Annotated in this window: 16 protein-coding genes; 8 read left to right on the top strand and 8 right to left on the bottom strand. The window is 34.9% G+C overall.

Going from position 1 to position 20,600, the window contains the following annotated elements:
- Positions 1-103: 103 nt before the first annotated feature.
- The 7 genes from DCO46_RS12130 to DCO46_RS12100 all read right to left on the bottom strand — a co-directional run bounded on the left by DCO46_RS12130 (position 104) and on the right by DCO46_RS12100 (position 8,136).
- On the bottom strand, positions 104-1,027 hold the full coding sequence (locus tag DCO46_RS12130; RefSeq protein ID WP_116752796.1) for a helix-turn-helix domain-containing protein: 924 nt from the start codon (positions 1,025-1,027) through the stop codon (positions 104-106).
- A gap of 440 nt (positions 1,028-1,467) precedes the next feature.
- Entirely contained in the window at positions 1,468-2,031 is a 564-nt protein-coding gene (locus tag DCO46_RS12125) for a 2'-5' RNA ligase family protein (RefSeq protein ID WP_116752795.1), read from the bottom strand.
- Between the two features lie 127 nt (positions 2,032-2,158).
- Positions 2,159-3,529, bottom strand: a complete 1,371-nt coding sequence (locus DCO46_RS12120; protein ID WP_116752794.1) for an alginate export family protein — start codon at positions 3,527-3,529, stop codon at positions 2,159-2,161.
- A 6-nt stretch (positions 3,530-3,535) separates the two neighbouring features.
- A complete protein-coding gene (locus DCO46_RS12115) occupies positions 3,536-5,323 on the bottom strand; it encodes an amidohydrolase (protein ID WP_116752793.1) in 1,788 nt (595 codons plus the stop codon).
- A gap of 212 nt (positions 5,324-5,535) precedes the next feature.
- The gene (locus DCO46_RS12110) at positions 5,536-6,225 is read right to left on the bottom strand and encodes a hydrolase (RefSeq protein WP_116752792.1); all 690 of its coding nucleotides are present in this window, start codon (positions 6,223-6,225) and stop codon (positions 5,536-5,538) included.
- A gap of 230 nt (positions 6,226-6,455) precedes the next feature.
- The gene (locus DCO46_RS12105; protein ID WP_116752791.1) at positions 6,456-6,770 is read right to left on the bottom strand and encodes a hypothetical protein; all 315 of its coding nucleotides are present in this window, start codon (positions 6,768-6,770) and stop codon (positions 6,456-6,458) included.
- A gap of 334 nt (positions 6,771-7,104) precedes the next feature.
- Positions 7,105-8,136, bottom strand: a complete 1,032-nt coding sequence (locus DCO46_RS12100) for a helix-turn-helix domain-containing protein (protein WP_116752790.1) — start codon at positions 8,134-8,136, stop codon at positions 7,105-7,107.
- Positions 8,137-8,243: 107 nt separating this feature from the next.
- Here DCO46_RS12100 and DCO46_RS12095 point away from each other — a divergent pair, with 107 nt between their 5' ends.
- The 3 genes from DCO46_RS12095 (at position 8,244) to DCO46_RS12085 (ending at position 13,371) form a co-directional block, all read left to right on the top strand.
- On the top strand, positions 8,244-10,634 hold the full coding sequence (locus DCO46_RS12095; protein WP_116752789.1) for a TonB-dependent receptor: 2,391 nt from the start codon (positions 8,244-8,246) through the stop codon (positions 10,632-10,634).
- Between the two features lie 24 nt (positions 10,635-10,658).
- Entirely contained in the window at positions 10,659-11,891 is a 1,233-nt protein-coding gene (locus DCO46_RS12090; RefSeq protein ID WP_116752788.1) for a DUF4374 domain-containing protein, read from the top strand.
- A gap of 70 nt (positions 11,892-11,961) precedes the next feature.
- Complete coding sequence (locus DCO46_RS12085) at positions 11,962-13,371, top strand: PepSY-associated TM helix domain-containing protein (protein WP_116752787.1); 1,410 nt, start codon at positions 11,962-11,964, stop codon at positions 13,369-13,371.
- Between the two features lie 87 nt (positions 13,372-13,458).
- Here DCO46_RS12085 and DCO46_RS12080 read toward each other — a convergent pair whose 3' ends face one another.
- Positions 13,459-14,403, bottom strand: a complete 945-nt coding sequence (locus DCO46_RS12080) for an alpha/beta hydrolase (protein WP_116752786.1) — start codon at positions 14,401-14,403, stop codon at positions 13,459-13,461.
- A gap of 419 nt (positions 14,404-14,822) precedes the next feature.
- On the opposite strand from DCO46_RS12080, the gene DCO46_RS12075 reads away from it, so the two are divergent.
- The 5 genes from DCO46_RS12075 to DCO46_RS12055 all read left to right on the top strand — a co-directional run bounded on the left by DCO46_RS12075 (position 14,823) and on the right by DCO46_RS12055 (position 20,597).
- Complete coding sequence (locus DCO46_RS12075) at positions 14,823-16,292, top strand: MFS transporter (RefSeq protein WP_116752785.1); 1,470 nt, start codon at positions 14,823-14,825, stop codon at positions 16,290-16,292.
- Positions 16,293-16,402: 110 nt separating this feature from the next.
- On the top strand, positions 16,403-17,242 hold the full coding sequence (gene kduI / locus DCO46_RS12070) for a 5-dehydro-4-deoxy-D-glucuronate isomerase (RefSeq protein ID WP_116752784.1): 840 nt from the start codon (positions 16,403-16,405) through the stop codon (positions 17,240-17,242).
- Between the two features lie 5 nt (positions 17,243-17,247).
- Positions 17,248-18,039 (top strand): gluconate 5-dehydrogenase, encoded by a 792-nt coding sequence (locus tag DCO46_RS12065; RefSeq protein WP_116752783.1) that lies wholly within the window; start codon positions 17,248-17,250, stop codon positions 18,037-18,039.
- A 23-nt stretch (positions 18,040-18,062) separates the two neighbouring features.
- Positions 18,063-19,469: a glucuronate isomerase gene (uxaC, locus tag DCO46_RS12060; RefSeq protein ID WP_116752782.1), complete on the top strand. Its 1,407-nt coding sequence runs from the start codon at positions 18,063-18,065 to the stop codon at positions 19,467-19,469.
- 108 nt (positions 19,470-19,577) lie between these two features.
- Positions 19,578-20,597 (top strand): sugar kinase, encoded by a 1,020-nt coding sequence (locus DCO46_RS12055; protein ID WP_116752798.1) that lies wholly within the window; start codon positions 19,578-19,580, stop codon positions 20,595-20,597.
- Positions 20,598-20,600 lie beyond the last annotated feature (3 nt).

Genomic DNA, 20,600 nt, shown 5'->3' with positions numbered 1-20,600 from the left:
CTGAAACCTGAAACCTGAAACCTGAAACCTGAAACCTGAAACCTGAAACCTGAAACCTGAAACCTGAAACCTGAAACCTGAAACCTGAAACCTGAAACCAAAACTAACTCCTAAATGCCAAAGGCGTAAGAGAAGTTTGTTTTTTAAAAAAGTTAGAAAAATGGGCTAACTCTTCAAAACCTAGTGAATAGGCAATTTCAGAGATATTCCAGTCGGTTTGTTTTAAGAGAATTTTCGCTTCGTTTGTTAATCGGCTGCTGATTAATTCTGTTGTGGTTTTTCCGGTGTTTTCCTTTAAAACCTTATTGAGATGATTGACATGAACGGCTAATCGGTCGGCGAAATCTTTTGCGGTCCTAAGCGCCAGTCGCTGATGCGGGGATTCAATAGGAAATTGTCGTTCTAATAATTCCGCAAATAAGGAAGAAACTCTTGCTGCCGAATTATGTTTGGAATAAAGTGCGGTTATAGGCTGTAGTTTTTGTCCAAAGTGAATTAACTCTGCGACATAATTCCGAATCAGGTCATATTTATAAATATAATCGGAGTTGATTTCTTTTTGTATTTTGTTGAAAATCAATTCAACTTCAGGCACTTCTTCTTCGGAAAGCTGAAAAACAGGATATCCGTCTGAAGCAAAAATAGGAAGTTCATCCAAATCAATTCCGCTTTTGTTTTTAGAAAGAAATTCGCTGGTAAACACGCAAAACTGTCCGGCCTGATTCGTGTCTTGCGGTAAATAATTATAAGGAATCTTTGGTGTGGCAAACAGCAAAGCATATTTATCGATTTCTATGATTTTATCGGCGTATTCAGCTCTGTTTTTTCCTTTTATCAAACTTATTTTATAATATGCCCGCCTGTCATAAGGCATAATCGATTTCCCCTGAAGGCGTTCTAATAGTTCTTTAATATTAAAAACATTAAAATGTCCTATTTCTTTTTGAATGTCATTTGGTAATAACGAACTTGGTTGAACTGTTGAGCCTTCGGTAATATCCTGGTAAAATGAGTCTAGGGATTTCATATGAGATGAATTGTAAAATTCAAATATACGAAAAATTAATGATTTGTTTTTTTCGTTTCAGGTTTCAGGTTGTTTTGCTTTGTGTTTATTTAAACGCAAAGGCGCAATGTTTTTTCGCAAGGTTCGCAAGTTGTTGAATTGGTAGCAAAGACGCAGAATTGCAATTTTTTACATAGCCCAAGGTTTTAACCTTGGGGATTTGTATTGTGAATATATTGCGCTCCCAAGGTTGAAACCTTGGGCTATGTTTTCTTGTTTTGTTATCCTGATGAAGGAAGGATCACACAAGAACTCCACAATCTGAATCATCAATAAGGGGATTTTATTATAGCCCAAGGTTTCAACCTTTGGATTTGTATTGTGAATATATTGCGCTCCCAAGGTTGAAACCTTGGGCTATGTTTCCTTCTTTCGGCAGGATGGCATTAATACCAAAATCATTAAAAAAGGCTTCCCTGAATAAATTCAGGCTGCGTATTTCCATTAAAAGAAAAAGTATCAATTACAAAAAACTGTTTTTTAACAGGATCAAGTTCTCTTAGAACGATTTCTTTGCAGGAGAAATCAATATCAATTGTGGTAAAAAGCTGCGATGCTATTTTAAGATTCTCAGGAGTTAGTTTTCTGCCGATAGACATATGCGGATCATCGCTCTTTTTGAGTTTTAGAGGTTTTAAAGTTTCCTGAACTTTTTTCAGGATTGGTTTTAAAAGGTTTTTCGAATCTTCATTTGGAGCAATAAAAAATGCCCCTGCATTATCATAGGCTCCAAAATGATCTAAATAAGCCTGAAAAGGAGTAAACGTGTCACAGATTTTAAAAAGCTTTTGCTTGTATTTTTCTATTTCAGATTCGTCAATGGTGAATTCACAAATCGTAATATGTGCTGTCGAATTACAACTGTTGTACCAGTCAATTTTGCTTTTTAAATAATCCTTCATTATTTTGACCGAATCAATAACTTCTGGCGAAGGATAAATGGCAACGGAATATTTTTTCTCCATTTTTTGAACTTTGGTTTACACAAATTTAAAATTTAAATTGTGCTGTCAAAGCTTTGGAAAATAATGTTTTTAATGGATGGATTAAAATCCGTCCCTACAATATGTATTGAACCTCCGGTTCTTTTTATTAAAATTTAAATTGTGCTGTCAAGGCAGCATAAAAATAATCTTTCCCAGTACCGACTTCTTTTAAAAATGAACCTGAATTAAACCAGCCGGTTTCTAATGTAAATGCCAAATAATCATTTGCGGTATAATCTAAATTCGAGATTAATTGTGAACCTATAAAACGTTTGGTTGTATTTTCTCCGGAATATAAAAGCTGCATGTTTGGTGCATATAAACCATCACTTACAGTTTGCCTCCAGAAAATATCATAATCAATCCCGAGACCCCATTTTTCGGATAAAGTTAAGCTGATTGAAGGATGAATGTCAATTAAATTTGACGGACCGATTAAAGCAACTAATCCAAAATAGGCACCTCTTGGATATAACGGATTAAAAGTCTGTAATTGATTATCACCGAAGGTTTTGTCACCGGAAATAATTTCTGTTTTAAGTCCAATCTCGGGGCTGTACTTTAAATTTTCGAAAGTATAGCAAGCAAAAGAAGAAATTGTCCAGGCAGAAATATTTTTCTCATTAATCGTTCCGAATTGGTAAACGCCTTCAAAATCATATTTCCAGTTTCCTTTATTTTTCCAGATTCGGGTTCCAACAGATTGTCTGTTTTCTTCTCCAATTGCATCATTAAAAACGGAACGGCTTTTCCATAATTCTAGATAATACAAATCTATATTCTGAATAAAAGGAACTTTATGAATTACCGTATAGCTTCCCCAAAATCGGGCATTTTCATTAAAGCTGTCATTAAAAGTTCCGGGTTTATTCGCAATGGGATGTGTGAAAAAGGCATCTGTCTGCCAGGTATTATTTTTATAAAATAGTTTTACAGCATCAAAAGCAAGTCGGCTGTTAGGGCCTTCACGTACCGCCACTAAGCGCTGCGAACCGTACATAAGTTCCTGTCTTCCGGAACGTAATGTTAATTGCTGTTTTTCGTTTCTAATAAAATCGATATCCAGAAATGCCTGATGAATGTCTAATAGGTTTTCGTCAACCGGACTTGGATCCGTTTTACTGTTGGCTAAACTGCTTTGCAATTGAAAAAACGTTCTGAAAATTCCTAAATGAACATCAGCATGAAGCAGGTAACGGGAAAGCAAATAACCATCGCCTTCATCAGATTCGTCACCCCATTTGTCATTTACCGTGTAGGTGTACTGCAGTCTCGCTTCACCGCCAACGGATGCGTAGTAATTTTCGTTTAGGCTTAATGGGATATATTTAATTTTTTCGTAAAAGTTCTTCGTCGAATCGGCTTTTAGATATTTGAAATCATCCTCATATCGCAGCTTTTGAAAAACTGGTTTTTGTTGTGCGTTTGCAGAAAAAAAGATTCCCAAAAGCAACAATAAGAAGAATGTATTTTTCATTTTGATTTAGTTTTTTTGATAACCTCCAAAGTAATTTACCGGGCTCCAGTCCGGAATTGCTTTTGGTTTTTCGTTTGCGAAAGTTCTAAAGTCATTATCGGCATAAATTACTTTTCCGTTTACAACTGTCAGTTTTGATTCGATGTTTAGGATTTTTTCTTCAGAAGTAGAAAAATAATCATCAGAAAGAATGGCAAAATCGGCTAGTTTATCTGCTGTCAGCATTCCACGATCTTTTTCAATATTGATTAATTGTGCACTTCCGTAAGTAAATAACTTTAAAGCCGTCGTTCTGTCAACGATATTTTCGTCATTCATATATTTTAAACCGCCCAATGTTTTTCCTGTTGTAAGCCAATACAAACCAACCCATGGATTGTAACTTGCTACACGGGTTCCGTCAGTTCCCATTCCGACTTTAATGCCTAATTCCAGTATTTTCTTTAAAGGAACGGTGTTTGCAGCAGCAGTTTTTCCATATCTTTTAATGAAACTTTCCCCCTGATAGGCCATTCTGTGCTGAATTGCCAATCCGCCATTCAGCGCTTTGATGCGTTTTAAATTTTCTACAGACACTGTCTCTCCGTGATCAAAGAACCATAAAAGTCCGTTTAAAGGTGTCTCTTTATTGATCTCTTCAATAACATTTAAAAATCGTGTAATGCTTTCGTTATAAGTGGCGTGAATTCTAAACGGCCATCTGTTTTTAACCAATAGAGACAAAACTTCTTTTAATTGTCCTTCCATCGCCGGGCTTAATTCGGGTCTTGGTTTATCGAAGTTTTCAAAATCTCCTGCACTCATTACTAGGTTTTCTCCTGCACCCTGAACGTGATATTCTACTTTATCCGAATGATGATCGTCGTCACAGCCTTCGCCAATTTCAACGGTCTGCATCCATTTGGTGTAATCGTTTAATTCTGTTCCTGCTTTTTGAGCAAATAAGTAATATGGCATTCTAATGGTTAAATCGCTGTCTTTGCATAAACCATTTGTTACACCGTAATCGTCTGGAAAATTTTGAAATCCGCCACCTGCATCCATAATGGCTGTTACGCCAAGACGGTTCATTTCGGTCATAAATTGTTTGGTTGAATTGAATTTTTCATCCTGAGTTAATTCCGGAAGTTTGGCAAGGGTAGAGTATAAAATAAAAGCGTTTGGTTCTGCCACTAATAATCCGGTTGGGTTTCCGTCAGGATCTTTTTCAATCAATCCCGCATTTGGATTTGGTGTATTGGCGTCGATTTTTAAAGTTTCTAAACCTGCTTTATTCAAATAAGCATGTCCGTATAAATGAAGAATAAAAGTAGGAACATTGCCGGTAGCTTCGTTGATTTCGGCTAAAGTCGGCAGTCTTTTTTCTTCAAACTGATAAGCGTTCCATCCGCCTACAACGCGAACCCATTGTCCTTTTGGAGTTCTTTCAGCCTGTTCTTTCAACATGGCCAATGCTCTTTTTAAAGAGCGAACGCCATCCCAGCGTAATTCTGTATTGTAGAATCTTCCTCCACGAATAATGTGCATGTGTGAGTCGAATATTCCGGGAATAATCACTTTTCCTTTGGCATCGATTACAGTTGTTTTTTTGTCTTTTAATTTTAAGATTTCACTGTTTTTTCCGGTTTTCAGAATTTTTCCATCAGACACCGCCATCGCTTCAACAATTGTATTTTTATCATCTAAAGTATGAATTACTGCATGATGAACGATAAGTGTGGCTTTTTTGCTTTGCCCAAAAATGGGAAGTGAAATGATTAAAAGAAAAGCCGCTATTTTAAAAGAGAGTTTCATGATTGTGGTATTTGTTTGGTTTTGGAGAAAAAAAGACTGTACGTTTTATACAGCCTTTTTGATGGACTAAATTAGACGCTGATTTTACGGATTCGCTTTGCGAAAACGCTGATTTACACAGATTTTTTTATATGCAATTGTTTAAAATAAAAACCCGTTTGTTATCCGCGTTTTAGCGATAGCGAATCCGTTTTATCTGCGTTCAGTTGGATTTAGTGTTTCAACATTTCGTGTGCATATTGAACACCTACTCCATAAGCACCACCGTATTTTTTAACTAAATCGGTTACAGGTACATAAGTTTCCTGACGAGCCCAGTCACGTTGTAATTCTAATAAATATTGTAAAGAAGTTATAGGGTGTGCGCCAGCCTGAACCATACGGGTTACGGCCATTTCGTGAGCTTCTTTAGAAACGTCACCGCTTGCATCTGTAATTACGTAAACATCATATCCTTCGTTAATTGCTGATAATGCTGGCCCAACGATACAAACGCTTGTCCATAAACCTCCAAATACCAGTTTCTTTTTACCTTTTGCTACTATAGCTTTGTAAGCTGCCGCATCTTCCCAGGTATTCATCGAAGTACGATCGATATAGTTTGAAGTTGCCTGTGGGTAAAATTCTTCGATTTCTTTAAAAACCGGTCCGCTGAATGATTTTTCGGCTACAGTGGTTACGATAGTTGGTACTTTGAATATTTTTGAAGCTCCGGCTACTAACGCTGTATTGTTGCGAAGCTGATCGATCGGAATGTTACTTACCGCAAATGCCATCTGGCTTTCATAATCAATAAGTACAAGAGTGTGGTTTGTCGGGTTTAATTGTGCCGGACTTGGTTTTTGAGCGAATCCGATAAATGTTACTACTAATAAAACTGCTGTTAAGATTAATTTTTTCATGATAATAAATTTTGAATTGTTATTAAATTGGGTTTTTGAAAAGTTTTTTTTATATTTTTTCAGTTTATCGCGTTCAAAATGAGTGCCTTATTTGTCAGGCGTTGATTTTAAAGGAAATGTTCTGAAAAGGCAATAGTTGTCTTAACGATATATCGTCGATTTGATGATCAATATTCGTTGATTAATTATTTTAAAGGCTTTTGATTATTTAAAAAGGAAAATTCTGGTACCTAAAGTTTTCCTTTTAGATGTAACCGGTGATAGATTTCAGATTGTAATAATCCGCTGCCTCCACCAAAATGTTCAATTACTTCTGTTTCCGGCTGATGTTTCAGACAAAAATGAGTAAACTCTTTTTCGACATGGTCTTCGATTCCGGAACTCAGTAAAACCATATCAATTTTGTTTTTTAGAAAATATTCCTGAGCTAAATTTTCGTCGTTAAAGGCAACAGCATTCCAATTTTCATTAGCATTTACAAGTCTAAGTAAAATGGGCAGAATTGCTTCGTTTTTTCCGAGTATTAAGAATTCAAGTATTTTCATAATCAGTAATTTATATTACAAATGTATTTCTTAAATCATAGTTTCAACTTAATCTAGAACAAGAAAGATAATTTTCTGTTTTTTCAATTTTAATTCCTGAATTAGATCATCAGCTTTTGTGAGAACCAGTAATTTATTTGACAAATGTATTTCTTAAATTATAGTTTCAACTTAATCTAGAACAAGAACGATAATTTTATGTTTTTGAATTTTATTTTCCGGAATCAGATCAACAGCTTTTGTGAGAACTTATAATTTATATGGCAAATTTATCTGTTTAAGAAAGAACAATAACTTAATCCAGGACAAGAATGAAAAATTTTTTTGGACTGTTTTAACCTAACAGAAAAATACCGGTAATCCATAACTGAATGATATCCCAGTTGATTTTAAATTTTTGAGGAGAAAACCCATAAAAAGATTTAAAAGCGGCAGAGAAATGAGAAACATCCTTATACCCGCATTTGTAAGCAACTTCACTTACTGTAATTGCCTTGTTTTGGAACAGTTCTTTTGCTCGTTCCATTCTGAGTTTGATGATATAGCTTTTTACCGTAGTACCAAAACAGGCTTTAAAACCTTTCTTAAGTTTAAATTCATTTAATGAAATAATACGCGAAAGTTCTGTCAGCGTTGGCGCATGCGCACAATCATTTTCCAGTATTTGTTTTGCCTCCTGTAGCTTGGCGTAATCATCCTGTATTATGTTTTCATTTTGTTGGGGACGATTGATAAGAGTTTCGAGCTGATGTATTAAAAGTTCCGTGATTTTGGTTTCGATATACATCTTTTTCAGGGCTCCCTGACGGGTACAGTTTTTTATTTCGGATATAATCCATTGAATGGAAGGGGTAAACGGAAGGTATTTGGAAGTTAAATAACTGGATTTTTTAAATAAGATGTTTTTTGAGAATTTCTCATGAAGTTTCCAGTCTTCATTTATAATCGTGGAATAGAATTCTTTGGATAAAATGATGGATAAATAATTAATCTGTTCGAAAGCCGGAATTTTGAAAGTCGCATTAAAATGAGAAGTGTAGAAAATATTGTGCGTATTTTCTTTGGAATATTTTTCACTTTCCAATTCATCAATATAGGTTTCAACATTATTAGAACTTATAAAATTCATAATCACAGATTCATCATCGATTTCAAATTCAATTGTCTGTGGAGTAGAAAAATACAGCTGAGTATCAAGCAGAACCATTCCGTCTGTAATTAAATGATGGCTTTTTATTTCTTCTGTTTCTTCATTTTTTATTTGAATATTTTCTTCTCTCAGAAGACTTTTTGAGTCGTATTGGTTTCCCGTTTCAATATCAATAATGAGTTCTTTGTGTGCTAAAAGTTTTGATGTGATTTTCAAAATTTAATCCGTTTTTACAAAATAATAATCCGTTTTTCCCTAACATTTTTGATGTAGTTGAGGGTACTTTTGCGCCAAAGTTATTTATAATTAGTCTAATTAAAGATATGTCAACTCATAAATTTTTATTTTTTATTTCATTTTTCTTTATTTCGTTCTTGTCATTTTCTCAGCAAAATCAAGGTTTCACAGTGTCCGGACAAGTTTCTGAAAAGTCAGGTCAAACAATTCCTTATGCTACAATTGTTGTAGAAAAAACTGACTTAAGTTTAATCTCTGATGAAAATGGGAAGTTCATTTTTAAAAATGTTCAGCCTGGAAAGTACACCTTAAAAATTACTGCGGTTGGTTTTTCTGATCATAAAAAAAATATTCAGGTTTCGGATAAGGATGTTGATTTTTCAATCCAGTTAGACAACGAATTAACCGAATTAGAAAGCGTTACCGTTCTGGGACGTACCGCAACAGAAAAAGTAAATAAACAGGCATATAGTGTTACTGCAATTGATGCCAAAAAATTACATAATACAACTTTAGACCTTTCTCATGCTTTAGACAGAGTTTCAGGAGTTCGGGTTCGTGAGCAGGGAGGTGTTGGATCTCAGTCAGAACTTTCCATTAATGGATTCTCAGGGAATCAGATCAAGGTCTTTATTGATGGAATTCCGATGGATAATTTTGGTTCTTCATTTCAGTTGAACAATATTCCGATTAATCTTGCCGATCGTGTTGAAGTTTACAAAGGTGTAGTGCCAATTTGGCTGGGAGGAGATGCTTTGGGAGGGGCGGTAAATATTGTAACAAATTCAAAACCAAGAACCTATTTTGATGCTTCTTATTCTTTTGGATCTTTTAATACACACAAGACTGCGATAAATGCCGGTTATACTTCTAAGAGCGGTTTTACAACTGAAATTAATGCTTTTCAAAATTATTCTGACAACAACTATTGGGTAAATATTGAAGCAGCAGATTTAAAAACAGGTGAATATTTTCCAAACGCAAGAGTTAGAAGATTTCATGATACATATCATAATGAAACGGTAATTATAAATATTGGTATTACAGGAAAAAAATATGCTGATAAATTATTGTTTGGTTTTACTGGGGGACAAAATAAGGCAGATATTCAGACTGGTGCAAGAATGAAAAGTGTTTTTGGAAGCCGTTATACTCAGGGAAATATTTTAATGCCCACAATTAAATATCAGGTAAAAGATTTGTTTACAAAAGGTCTTAATGTGAACGTCAACGGGAATTATAACTTTGGTGAGGAGCAGACTGTTGATACTGTTTTTAGAAAATACAATTGGTTTGGAGATTATATACAATATCCCGGACTTGGCGGAGAAAAAAACAGAACTTTAATGAAACTTCGTGACAATAATGGTATTGTGAATGCTAATGCTACTTATAATCTTGGAGAACGTCATTCCTTTATGCTGAATAACACTTTTACTACTTTTAATCGTAAGCAGGAAGACGAGTTAGTGCCTGAATCTATTTCTTATCAGCAGCCTAGAAAAACGCAAAAAAATATTTTAGGCCTTGGTTATAAATTCGATTATAATGAAAAATGGAGTACTTCTGTGTTTTTAAAAAACTATGATTTATATACCAAATACTCAAGAAGTTATAATCCGAGTGGGAACGCTGGTGACATTGCATATGAAAAGTTTGAAGATAAAACCTCTACAGTGGGATACGGAGCTGCAACCAGTTATTACCTGAGACAGAATTTACAAATCAAAGCTTCTTTTGAGAAAAGTTATCGTCTTCCCGGTTCTCGTGAACTTTTTGGAAATCCAAACGAAAATGTAGCAGCGAACATTGATTTAAAACCTGAATCTAGTTACAATTATAATTTGGGTGTAAGTTACCAGACAAGTTTTAATAAAGTAAATGCGCTTACATTCGATGTGAACTTTATGTATCGTGATGCTAGAGATTTTATCCGCAATACCTTATTTACCAATCAGGTTGACAGCTATTCGGTAAATCTTGGAAAAATGACAAATTATGGTGTTGACGGAGAGATTAGATATTCGTATCGAAAAAAATTCACAAGTGGTTTCAATATGACATATCAAAATCTTCGTAATATGACCAAATACGAGCCTGGAGAAAACTTTGTTTCCTGGTTTTACAAAGATAGAATTCCAAACATACCTTATCTTTTTGGTAATGTTGATGCCACAGTCTTTTTTAATGATTTGTTTAAAAAAGGAAATAATTTATCTGTTGGATATAATTTACTATATGTTCACACTTACTATCTGTCATGGCCTAGTATGGGAAGCAAGGATAGCAAATTAGAAATCCCGAAACAGTATAGTCATGATCTCAACGCCGTTTACACATTGGCTAACGGTAAATACAATATTGCATTAGAGTGTAAAAATTTCCTTGATAATAAGCTGTACGATAATTTTTCTTTACAAAAACCAAGTCGCGCCTTTTATATAAAATTCAGATATTTTTTCACCAAATCAAATTAATAATTTTTTTAAAACCATAATAATATGAAAAGAGGTAACAAATTAGCTTTATTCTCAGCTTTTATAGCTTTTACAGCATTCTCATGCAGTAGTGATGACAATTCCGGAAATGGAACAGGAGGAGGAATTGATACTGGTAAAACAAAATATATAATTACAGCAACTACAGGAGCTGTAGGAATTGCAGATTATTTATTAACTACAGACGATGTTTCAACAGGTACAATTAGTACAATCGGTAATGGTATCGAACAAGATGGAACTTACCGTTATTATATTACAGCCCAAAATAACTTTTTTAGTTTATTATACGGACAGGGAAATCCTGGAGCTGTGACGACTTACAACTTAACTGCTGAAGGTAAATTGCAAAAAAAATCTGATTTTCAGGCAGAAACCGTGCACGTTTTTGCAGCTGTAAATAAAGATATCTTAACTGTAAAAGTTCCAAGAAGTGGCGCTGCATCTATTGCAATGATGTACAAAATTGATGCTGAGAAATCACTAATTACAGGTGAAGCACAACAAGATACTAAAAAACTAGCCGGAAATGGAGAGAGAGCTTTCTTTACCTGGGCAACTCAGGTGGGGGATAAAGTGTTCATGCCATACATGAGTATCAAAGGTGACGGACTTGATAATTTCGGAACAGCAAATCCTGATAGTACATGGGTTGCGGTTTACAATTATCCGGAACTTAAATTAGAAAAAGTAATCAAAGATAACCGTACAAGTTATTTAGGAGCTTATTTTACAAACGGATTATTTCAGGATGAAAATGGAGATGCTTATGGTTTCTCCGGAGCAATTGCAACTAGTAATACTACTTTAGTTTCTACAAAACCATCTGCGATTGTAAAAATTAAAAAAGGAACTACAGAGTTTGATCAGTCTTATTTCTTTAATGTTGAGGAGAAATCAGGAGGATATAAAATTTCTTCAACAAGTTATATCTCAAAAGGGAAATTCTTATTGTTGATGTACGGAAATGCAGGTAAAAACAATGGAGCTGTAAAATTAGCTATTGCCGATGTTTACAACCAAACTTTTGCTTGGGTAACAAATGTTCCTGCAACATTGACTTCTGCAACGAGTCGTTACAACATTGTTACAGAAGACGGAAATTCAGCAGTACTTGGTATTAATACTCCGGAAGGAAGCTGGATTTATACTATCAATGGTACAACTGCTGTTGCTACAAGAGGTATGAAAGTAGAAGGTGGTCAGATTACGGCTATCGCTAAATTAAAATACTAAAAATTTGTTTTTTTTGAACCGTAGGCTCTTCGGGGTCTGCGGTTTTTTATTTATTTATACTCTTTAAAATATGTTTTCTTCTTCGTCAAAACCAAATAAGAAAAAAAGTAAAAAATCGCTTTTTAAGCGTGTAATGGCCTGGCTGCATTTGTGGCTCGGATTAGCTTCCGGTATTATAGTCGTCATTGTCAGTTTAACGGGTTGTATTTATGTTTTTGAAAATGAAATCAGGGATTTTACTGAAGACTGGCGTTTTGTAAAACCACAGGAACAGGCATTTTTACTGCCTTCGCAATTAGTGACCATTGCCGATAAGGAAATGAAAGGCAAGCATGCCAAAAGTGTCACTTTTGGAGCAAAAGACGAAGCTGCCATCGTAGGGTATTTTACTGAAAAAAAGGAAGGTAAAGGCAAGGGCAGAGAAGATAAAAAAGAGTTTAATAAAGATAAAAAACAAACTGAGGCCGCTAAAAATAGTGACGGAAAAAGAGAAGGAAGAGATAAAAAGAAAGGAAAGGAAGAAAAATCCAGAAAAAGAAGAGGCGGTATTTTTACCAGCGTTTATATGAATCCATACACGAGTGAAGTATTGAACGTCAAGTCTGTTTCAAGAACTGATTCTCCTGATTTTTTCAGATTTATTCTAAACGGACACCGTGCCTTATGGCTTCCTTATGATATTGGAAGACCAATTGTTGGGGTTGCAGTTCTGATTTTTGTCTTTTTACTGATTTCGGGAATCGTATTGTGGTGGCCAACAAAATGGATCAAGTCTATTCGTGATAAAAGCTTTAAAATCAAATGGTCAGCAACGTTTAAACGTCTGAATTATGATCTGCACAATGTACTGGGTTTTTACAGTATGATTTTTCTGTTGTTTATCTCTATTACGGGTCTGGTTTGGAGTTTTAACTGGTGGAGTAAATCTTTGTACTGGGTAACATCAGGAGGCAAACCATTAACAGAAAGCCGTGAATCACCAAAATCCGACACTACTCATATTGCAGCATTTAATGTAACAACAGTTGATAAACTGCTAAAAACCATTTCAAAAGAAAATCCACAGGCTTCAGGAATTATGGTAACCATACCGGAAAAACCTTCTGATGCTATAGGCGCTTTTGTATACAAACAAAAAAATACATTCTATAATATGGACCGTTATAGTTTTGACCAGCAGACACTCAAAGAAATTTCGATAAAAACTCCTTTTTCAGGAAAATATATAGAAGCCAATTTACCGGATAAAATCAGAAGAATGAATTATGATATTCATGTCGGAAGTGTACTTGGACTTACAGGAAAGTTCCTGGCTTTTTTTGCCAGTCTGATCTCGGCAAGTTTACCCATCACCGGATTTATAATTTGGTGGGGAAAACAAAAATTCGGTAAAAAATCAAATACAAAACCTAAGGTAACAGACAAAGCAAGTTCTGTTTCTAAATTAAAAGCTATAGCAGAAAAAGAAGTTGCTGTTTAAAATTTCAATTGTTCACTTCGTTTTTTTTTTTTTTGATAACGAAAAAGGCAAAACTTTATGAGTTTTGCCTTTTTTAATTTTTATGATTTAATTCTTAAATCCGTTATTTTTTAGCCATTCTTCACATTGCTTTGTCCAGAATTTGCTGGTGTCGTTTACACCTAATCCAAAACCATGTCCTCCTTTTTCATATATATGTAATTCTGCTGTAACTTTATTTTTTTTAAGCGCTAAATAATAATTAATACTATTTTCGGGAATAACCACTTCATCGTCAGTAGCATGAATCAAAAATGTTGACGGAGTTTGAGCAGTAACCTTTTTTTCATTCGAAAAAGAATCAATTAATTCCTGCGAAGGGTTGTCTCCCAATAAGTTGGTTTGTGAGCCTTTATGCGTTATTTCATTCTGCATAGAAACTACAGGATAAATTAAAAGTGAAAAATCAGGACGGGCACTTGCCTTAGAGGCAGTTTCATAAACTTTATCATCATAATGTGTAGATAGAGTAGAGGCCAGATGTCCTCCTGCAGAAAATCCCATTACACCAATTTTATTCGGATCAATATTCCATTTTGAAGCATTTTGTCTCACAATTCGAATTGATTCCTGTGCGTCCTGCAAAGGGCCAATCGTTTTGTCAATCATGATTTTATCATTTGGCAGTCTGTATTTTAAAACAAAAGCTGCAATTCCGATGCTATTAAACCATTCGGCAATTTTAGTACCTTCCTTATCAATGGCTAAATGCATGTAACCCCCGCCTGGAAAAATAATAACAGCCGTTTGATTTGGTTTCATTTCTTTTGGCAAAAACACGCTTAAAGTTGGTGTTGTAACCAAACTTGTACTTTGTACTTTTCCATCTTTTATTTCTTCTTTTTCCTTGTAATCAGCAGCTTTTAATTCTCCCGGAATTTTATTCCAAAGCGGAATCACCTGATTCTGCGCCTGAAGCTGGCTTAGGGTTCCTAAACATAAAATCAGATTTAAGAAGACTCTTTTTAAAATGGAGGTTTTTGATTTTTTCAATTTTAATAAAATTAGTTAGCAATTATTTTTGAGATACAATCAAATGTAGAAATTTCTTTCCTAATCAGATCTACCAAACAATAAAAATTGCTTCATTCTCAATGAATTTGAAATATCATTTAAAATTCAGCAAAAACTACTTATTTCAGGACAATTTTATTACCTAAAACGGATGATTTTCACATATTGGCTTTTAACAGATATATTGTTTAATATGTAATTTAGTAATGTATTTTTTGTATGATATATTTATTTATATTGATAAAATAATTTTTTATTTAATTTTTTTGGATTATACAGATTAAAAACTATATTTGTGCAATCGATTACATTATTTAATTTTTTACTTATTTTGATTTTAAATAGTACTGTCATAAGAATTAAATAGCTGCTAACTATAAATTATAATAACCACTACCATGAACCAGACAAATTCAGTCACAATGAATGACACAAGCACTAAAGTTGGAAAATATCGTTGGAGTATATGTGCCTTGTTGTTTTTTGCCACAACAATTAATTACTTAGACAGGCAGGTCCTTTCTTTAACATGGAGTGATTTTATTGCTCCTGAATTTCACTGGACCAATAACGACTATGGAAATATTACAGCTTTGTTTTCTATTTTTTACGCCGTATCATTACTGTTTGCAGGAAGATTTGTAGATTGGTTAGATACTAAAAAAGGGTTTTTATGGGCTATCGGTATTTGGTCTGTTGGTGCTTGTCTGCATGCTTTTTGCGGTATAGCCACTTCAGGAATTATCACCGGAGAATGGTTTGTAGGATTTCATGGTTCAAAAGAAATAATCAGTACAGTAAGCGATACGGCATTGGTAATCAATGTAAGTGTTGCGCTGTTTATTTTTGCACGTTTCGTTTTGGCAGTTGGAGAAGCAGGAAACTTTCCTGCAGCAATAAAAACTACAGCAGAATATTTTCCAAAAAAAGACAGGGCATTTGCAACCAGTATTTTTAATGCAGGAGCAACAGTTGGTGCTTTAGCGGCACCCATTACAATTCCGTTTATTGCAAAATCTTTTGGCTGGGAAATGTCTTTTATAATCATTGGTGCATTGGGATTTGTGTGGATGGGCTTCTGGATGTTTATGTATGATAAACCTGAAAAGCACGTAAAAGTAACAGCAGAAGAATTGGCTTATATTCAGCAAGATGATATTGCTGATAGTAAATTGGCAGGTTTCGTTCCTGAAACTACTACAAAAGTTTCACTTGCAGCTTGTTTCAAGTATAAACAAACCTGGGCTTTTGCTTTCGGGAAATTTATGACAGACGGCGTTTGGTGGTTCTTTTTATTCTGGACACCAGCATATTTAAGTTCTGTTTACGGAATGGACTCAACACAGGCAGCATTGCCGTTGTTTGTACTTTATATGATTACGTTATTGTCGATTATTGGAGGATGGTTACCAACTTATTTCGTAGAAAAAAAGGGAATGAATCCATACGAGGGAAGAATGAGAGCCATGTTGATTTTTGCGTTTTTTCCTTTATTGGCGCTAATCGCACAGCCATTGGGATATATAAGTTACTGGGTTCCGGTAATTATTATCGGAATTGCCGGTGCAGCTCACCAGTCATGGTCTGCCAATATTTTTACAACAGTTGGAGATATGTTTCCTAAAAAAGCAATCGCAACCATTACAGGAATCGGTGGTCTGGCAGGCGGAATTGGATCAACGCTGATTAATAAAGGGTCAGGGGTTTTGTTTGATCATGCCAAAGAAACAAATATGTCATTTATGGGTTTTCATGGAATTGAAGCGGGATATTTTATCATTTTTTCTATTTGTGCCATTTGTTACCTTACAGGATGGATTGTAATGAAATCATTAGTACCAAAATACAGCCCGATTACAGATCTTTAATCAGATCATACTAATTCAAACTTAAAATTGAAATAAATTATAGCTTGAATTATGGTTTTTTAAATATAAAGATATAATTTTGTGCAATCGATTACATTAAATTAAAAATTATGACAAAATATAGTTCAAGATACGCGTCAAGCCCTGAAGCAGTTAAAAAATATGATACACAGGAATTAAGAAAAGAATTCCTGATTGATGATTTGATGCAGGAGGATGAAATCGTATTGGTATATTCTCATTATGACAGATATATTGCCGGTTCTGCGGTTCCTGTAAAAGGTAATTTGACCTTGGAAACTATTGATCCGCTCAAAGCGCCATATTTTTTAGAACGAAGAGAAATCGGAATTATAAATGTTGGGGGAAGCGGTTCTGTTTTGGTTGAAGGAAAATCGTATGAACTTGGATTTAAAGATGCTTTGTATATCGGAAGCGGTAATAAAGAAGTGATTTTTAAAAGTGATGACAGCAAAAATCCGGCTAAATTTTATATCAATTCGGCACCCGCACATACTACTTATCCAACGGTAAAAGTAAGTTTGGCTGAAGCAAATAAATTAGAACTGGGTACAATGGAAACGGCCAATCACCGTACGGTTAACCAAATGATTATCGGAAGTGTGGTAACTACTTGTCAATTGCAGATGGGAATGACAGAATTAAGACCGGGAAGTGTTTGGAATACTATGCCGGCTCACGTTCACGATCGTAGAATGGAAGTATATTTCTATTTGGATATTCCGGAAAATCAGGCAGTTTGCCATTTTATGGGACAACCACAGGAAACAAGACATATCTGGATGAACAATCATCAGGCTGTTATTTCTCCGCCATGGTCAATTCACTCTGGTTCAGGAACCAGTAATTATACTTTTATCTGGGGAATGGCTGGTGAGAATTTAGATTACGGAGATATGGATGTTTGTAAAATCACAGACTTAAGATAATAATCATGACAAATTTATTTGATATAAAAGGAAAAGTTGCCCTTATCACAGGAAGTACACACGGACTGGGAATGGCAATGGCAAAAGGATTAGGTCAGGCCGGAGCTACAATTGTGGTTAACGGAAATTCATCACAACAAAAAATTGATGATGCTGTGGCATTACTTAAAAGTGAAGGAATCAATGCGGTTGGTTACAGATTTAATGTAACAGAAGAGAAAGAAGTAATTGAAGCTGTTCAGAAAATTGAAAATGAAGTCGGACCAATCGATATCTTAATCAACAATGCCGGAATTATCAAAAGAATTCCGCTGCTTGAAATGGAAGTTGCTGATTTCAGAGAAGTAATTGATATTGATCTTGTAAGCCCTTTTATCGTTTCTAAGCATGTTGCCAAAGGAATGATTGAAAGAAGGCAGGGAAAAATAATAAACATTTGTTCGATGATGAGCGAATTGGGCAGAAATACTGTTTCTGCTTATGCTGCAGCAAAAGGAGGATTGAAAATGCTGACCAAAAATATGGCGACTGAATGGGCGAAATATAATGTACAGATCAATGGAATTGGGCCAGGTTATTTTGCTACAGAACAGACAAAACCGATCAGAGTGGACGGACATCCGTTTAATGATTTTATCATCAGCAGAACGCCGGCAGCCAAATGGGGAGACCCGGGCGATTTAGCGGGAGCAGCAATATTTTTATCATCAAAAGCCAGTGATTTTGTAAACGGTCACATTTTGTATGTTGATGGCGGAATCCTTGCTACAATCGGAAAACCTTCTAACGAAGAATAATTTTCAAATTATATTTAAGAGACATGAGTTCAAATACCACTTTCATACACGATAATTTTTTATTAGAAAATAAATATGCTGAAGAGTTATATCACAATTACTCTAAAAATCAGCCGATTATTGATTATCATAATCACCTAAATCCGCAGTTTATTGCAGAAGATAAAATCTTCGATAATATTACACAGGTTTGGATTAACGGAGATCACTACAAATGGCGTGCAATGCGTACATTGGGTATCAACGAGCAGTTTGTTACAGGAAACGGATCGGATAAAGATAAATTCCTAAACTGGGCAAAAACAGTTCCGTATACGATGCGTAACCCTTTATATCACTGGACGCATTTAGAATTGGCCCGTTATTTTGATATTTATGATTTACTGAATGAAAAATCAGCTGAGAAAATTTATATTGAAACTTCAGAAAAAATAAACTCGCAGGCGTACAGCACGCAGAACCTCCTTAAGAAAGTAAACGCTGAATTGGTTTGTACTACAGAAGATCCAGTTGATAGTTTAGAATTTCACCAGAAATTCGCAAACAATTCTGCCGGAATAAAGATGAGTACCGCTTTCAGACCTGACAAAGCTATCTTAATTGCTAACGATGGCTATAATGCATATCTGGACACATTAGGGGATGTGTCCGGAATTGCAATTAATACTTATGCTGATTTACTTTCGGCATTAAGAAAAAGAATTGAATTCTTTAATGTAAATGGCTGTAAATTAAGTGATCATGGTTTAGATCAGATTTATTTCGAAAACTTTACAGAAAACGAAATCAATACCATTTTCAAAAAGAAAAGAGAAAACGGAACCTTGTCTTCAGAAGAAGCTTTAAAATTCCAAAGTGCTGTTTTAATATTTTTATGCGAAACGTATCACGAATTTGGATGGGTACAGCAGTTTCACTTAGGAGCTTTACGTAACAATAATGCACGTATGCACAGAATCTTAGGCCCTGATACAGGTTGGGATTCTATTGGGGATTATCCGCAGGCACAAAAATTATCAGGCTTTTTAAATGCTTTAGACAGCAAAGATAAACTGACTAAAACGATCATTTACAACCTAAATCCTGCTGATAATGAAGTTATGGCAACGATGATTGGAAATTTTAATGACGGAAGTGTTAGAGGAAAAGTTCAGTTCGGATCAGGATGGTGGTTTTTAGATCAGAAAGACGGAATGACGAAGCAGCTAAATGCCCTTTCAAATATGGGATTAATCAGCTGTTTTGTTGGAATGCTTACCGATTCAAGAAGCTTCTTGTCTTTTCCAAGACACGAATATTTCAGACGTATTTTATGTAATCTTTTAGGAGACGAAATCAAAAGAGGAGAACTTCCAAATGATATGGAATGGATAGGAAAACTGGTTTCTGATATTTCATATAACAATGCTAAAGAATATTTCAATTTTTAAATAGAGTTTTTCACTATTAAGACATTAAGTTTATTTAGTTCAAAACTTTATTTTCTTAATCTCTTAATGGTAAAAAAAGAAAAAAATTACTGGCAAAAAAAATACAATATGAGTAGAGTAGTTGCATTTGGAGAAATCATGCTTCGTTTATCGACAGAAAGACATTTACGTTTTTCGCAATCTACAGCATTTGGTGCTACGTACGGAGGCGGAGAGTTTAATGTATGTGTTTCTTTAGCAAATTATGGCGTAAATGCTGAATTTGTAACAAGATTACCTGAAAATGAAATTGGCAGTTCGGCATTAAAAGAAATCAGAAAAATGAATGTTGAATCCAAAAACATTCTTTACGGAGGAGAGCGTTTAGGAATTTATTTTCTGGAAACCGGAGCAGGAACCCGCGGAAGTAATGTGGTTTATGACCGTGCACACAGTGCAATGTCAACTATTCAAAAAGGTCAGGTAGACTGGGAGAAAGTTTTAGAAGGTGCAGAGTGGTTTCACTGGAGCGGAATTACTCCGGCGATTTCCCAAAGTGCAGCAGAAGCCTGTTTAGAAGCTATTAAAGTGGCACATAAAAAAGGAATAAAAATCTCCTGCGACTTAAATTACAGATCAAAATTATGGCAGTATGGCAAAACGCCAAGCGAAGTAATGCCTGAAATGCTGCAATACAGTAATGTGATTTTGGGAGATATTGATACAGCATATTTTATGTTGGGTGTTCCGAAAGTAAGTCCAAATTATCAGGAAGAGAAATCGCTTCCGGCTTTATATGATAAATTGTTTGAACTGATTCCGAATTTAAAAGTGGCTGCTACAACACTTCGTTATTCGGTAAGTGCTTCACACCAAAGAATTGGCGGTGTATTATATGATGGAAAAACAATTTATAATGCAGCTGTAAAAGAAGTAACTCCGGTTGTTGACCGTGTAGGAAGCGGAGACGCTTTTATGGGCGGATTAATTTACGGTCTGTTAGAATATAATAATCACCAAAGGGCATTAGATTTTGCAGTAGCGGCTTGTTGCTTAAAACATACTATTGCGGGTGATTATAATCTGGTAACATTGAAAGAAGTTGAGAATATGATTGATGGTGATGGTTCTGCATTAGTATCAAGATAAAAA

It is taken from the genome of Flavobacterium sp. HTF, from assembly GCF_003105115.1.
Lineage (GTDB): Bacteria > Bacteroidota > Bacteroidia > Flavobacteriales > Flavobacteriaceae > Flavobacterium.
The sequence above is the reverse complement of the archived record's forward strand: the minus strand, read 5'-3'. Positions and strand labels throughout refer to the sequence as shown.

Coding starts and splice junctions, on each gene's coding strand:
- DCO46_RS12130 (WP_116752796.1), bottom strand. CDS start 1,027: ATGAAATCCCTAGACTCATTTTACCAGGATATTACCGAAGGCTCAACA.
- DCO46_RS12125 (WP_116752795.1), bottom strand. CDS start 2,031: ATGGAGAAAAAATATTCCGTTGCCATTTATCCTTCGCCAGAAGTTATT.
- DCO46_RS12120 (WP_116752794.1), bottom strand. CDS start 3,529: ATGAAAAATACATTCTTCTTATTGTTGCTTTTGGGAATCTTTTTTTCT.
- DCO46_RS12115 (WP_116752793.1), bottom strand. CDS start 5,323: ATGAAACTCTCTTTTAAAATAGCGGCTTTTCTTTTAATCATTTCACTT.
- DCO46_RS12110 (WP_116752792.1), bottom strand. CDS start 6,225: ATGAAAAAATTAATCTTAACAGCAGTTTTATTAGTAGTAACATTTATC.
- DCO46_RS12105 (WP_116752791.1), bottom strand. CDS start 6,770: ATGAAAATACTTGAATTCTTAATACTCGGAAAAAACGAAGCAATTCTG.
- DCO46_RS12095 (WP_116752789.1), top strand. CDS start 8,244: ATGTCAACTCATAAATTTTTATTTTTTATTTCATTTTTCTTTATTTCG.
- DCO46_RS12090 (WP_116752788.1), top strand. CDS start 10,659: ATGAAAAGAGGTAACAAATTAGCTTTATTCTCAGCTTTTATAGCTTTT.
- DCO46_RS12085 (WP_116752787.1), top strand. CDS start 11,962: ATGTTTTCTTCTTCGTCAAAACCAAATAAGAAAAAAAGTAAAAAATCG.
- DCO46_RS12075 (WP_116752785.1), top strand. CDS start 14,823: ATGAACCAGACAAATTCAGTCACAATGAATGACACAAGCACTAAAGTT.
- kduI (WP_116752784.1), top strand. CDS start 16,403: ATGACAAAATATAGTTCAAGATACGCGTCAAGCCCTGAAGCAGTTAAA.
- DCO46_RS12065 (WP_116752783.1), top strand. CDS start 17,248: ATGACAAATTTATTTGATATAAAAGGAAAAGTTGCCCTTATCACAGGA.
- uxaC (WP_116752782.1), top strand. CDS start 18,063: ATGAGTTCAAATACCACTTTCATACACGATAATTTTTTATTAGAAAAT.
- DCO46_RS12055 (WP_116752798.1), top strand. CDS start 19,578: ATGAGTAGAGTAGTTGCATTTGGAGAAATCATGCTTCGTTTATCGACA.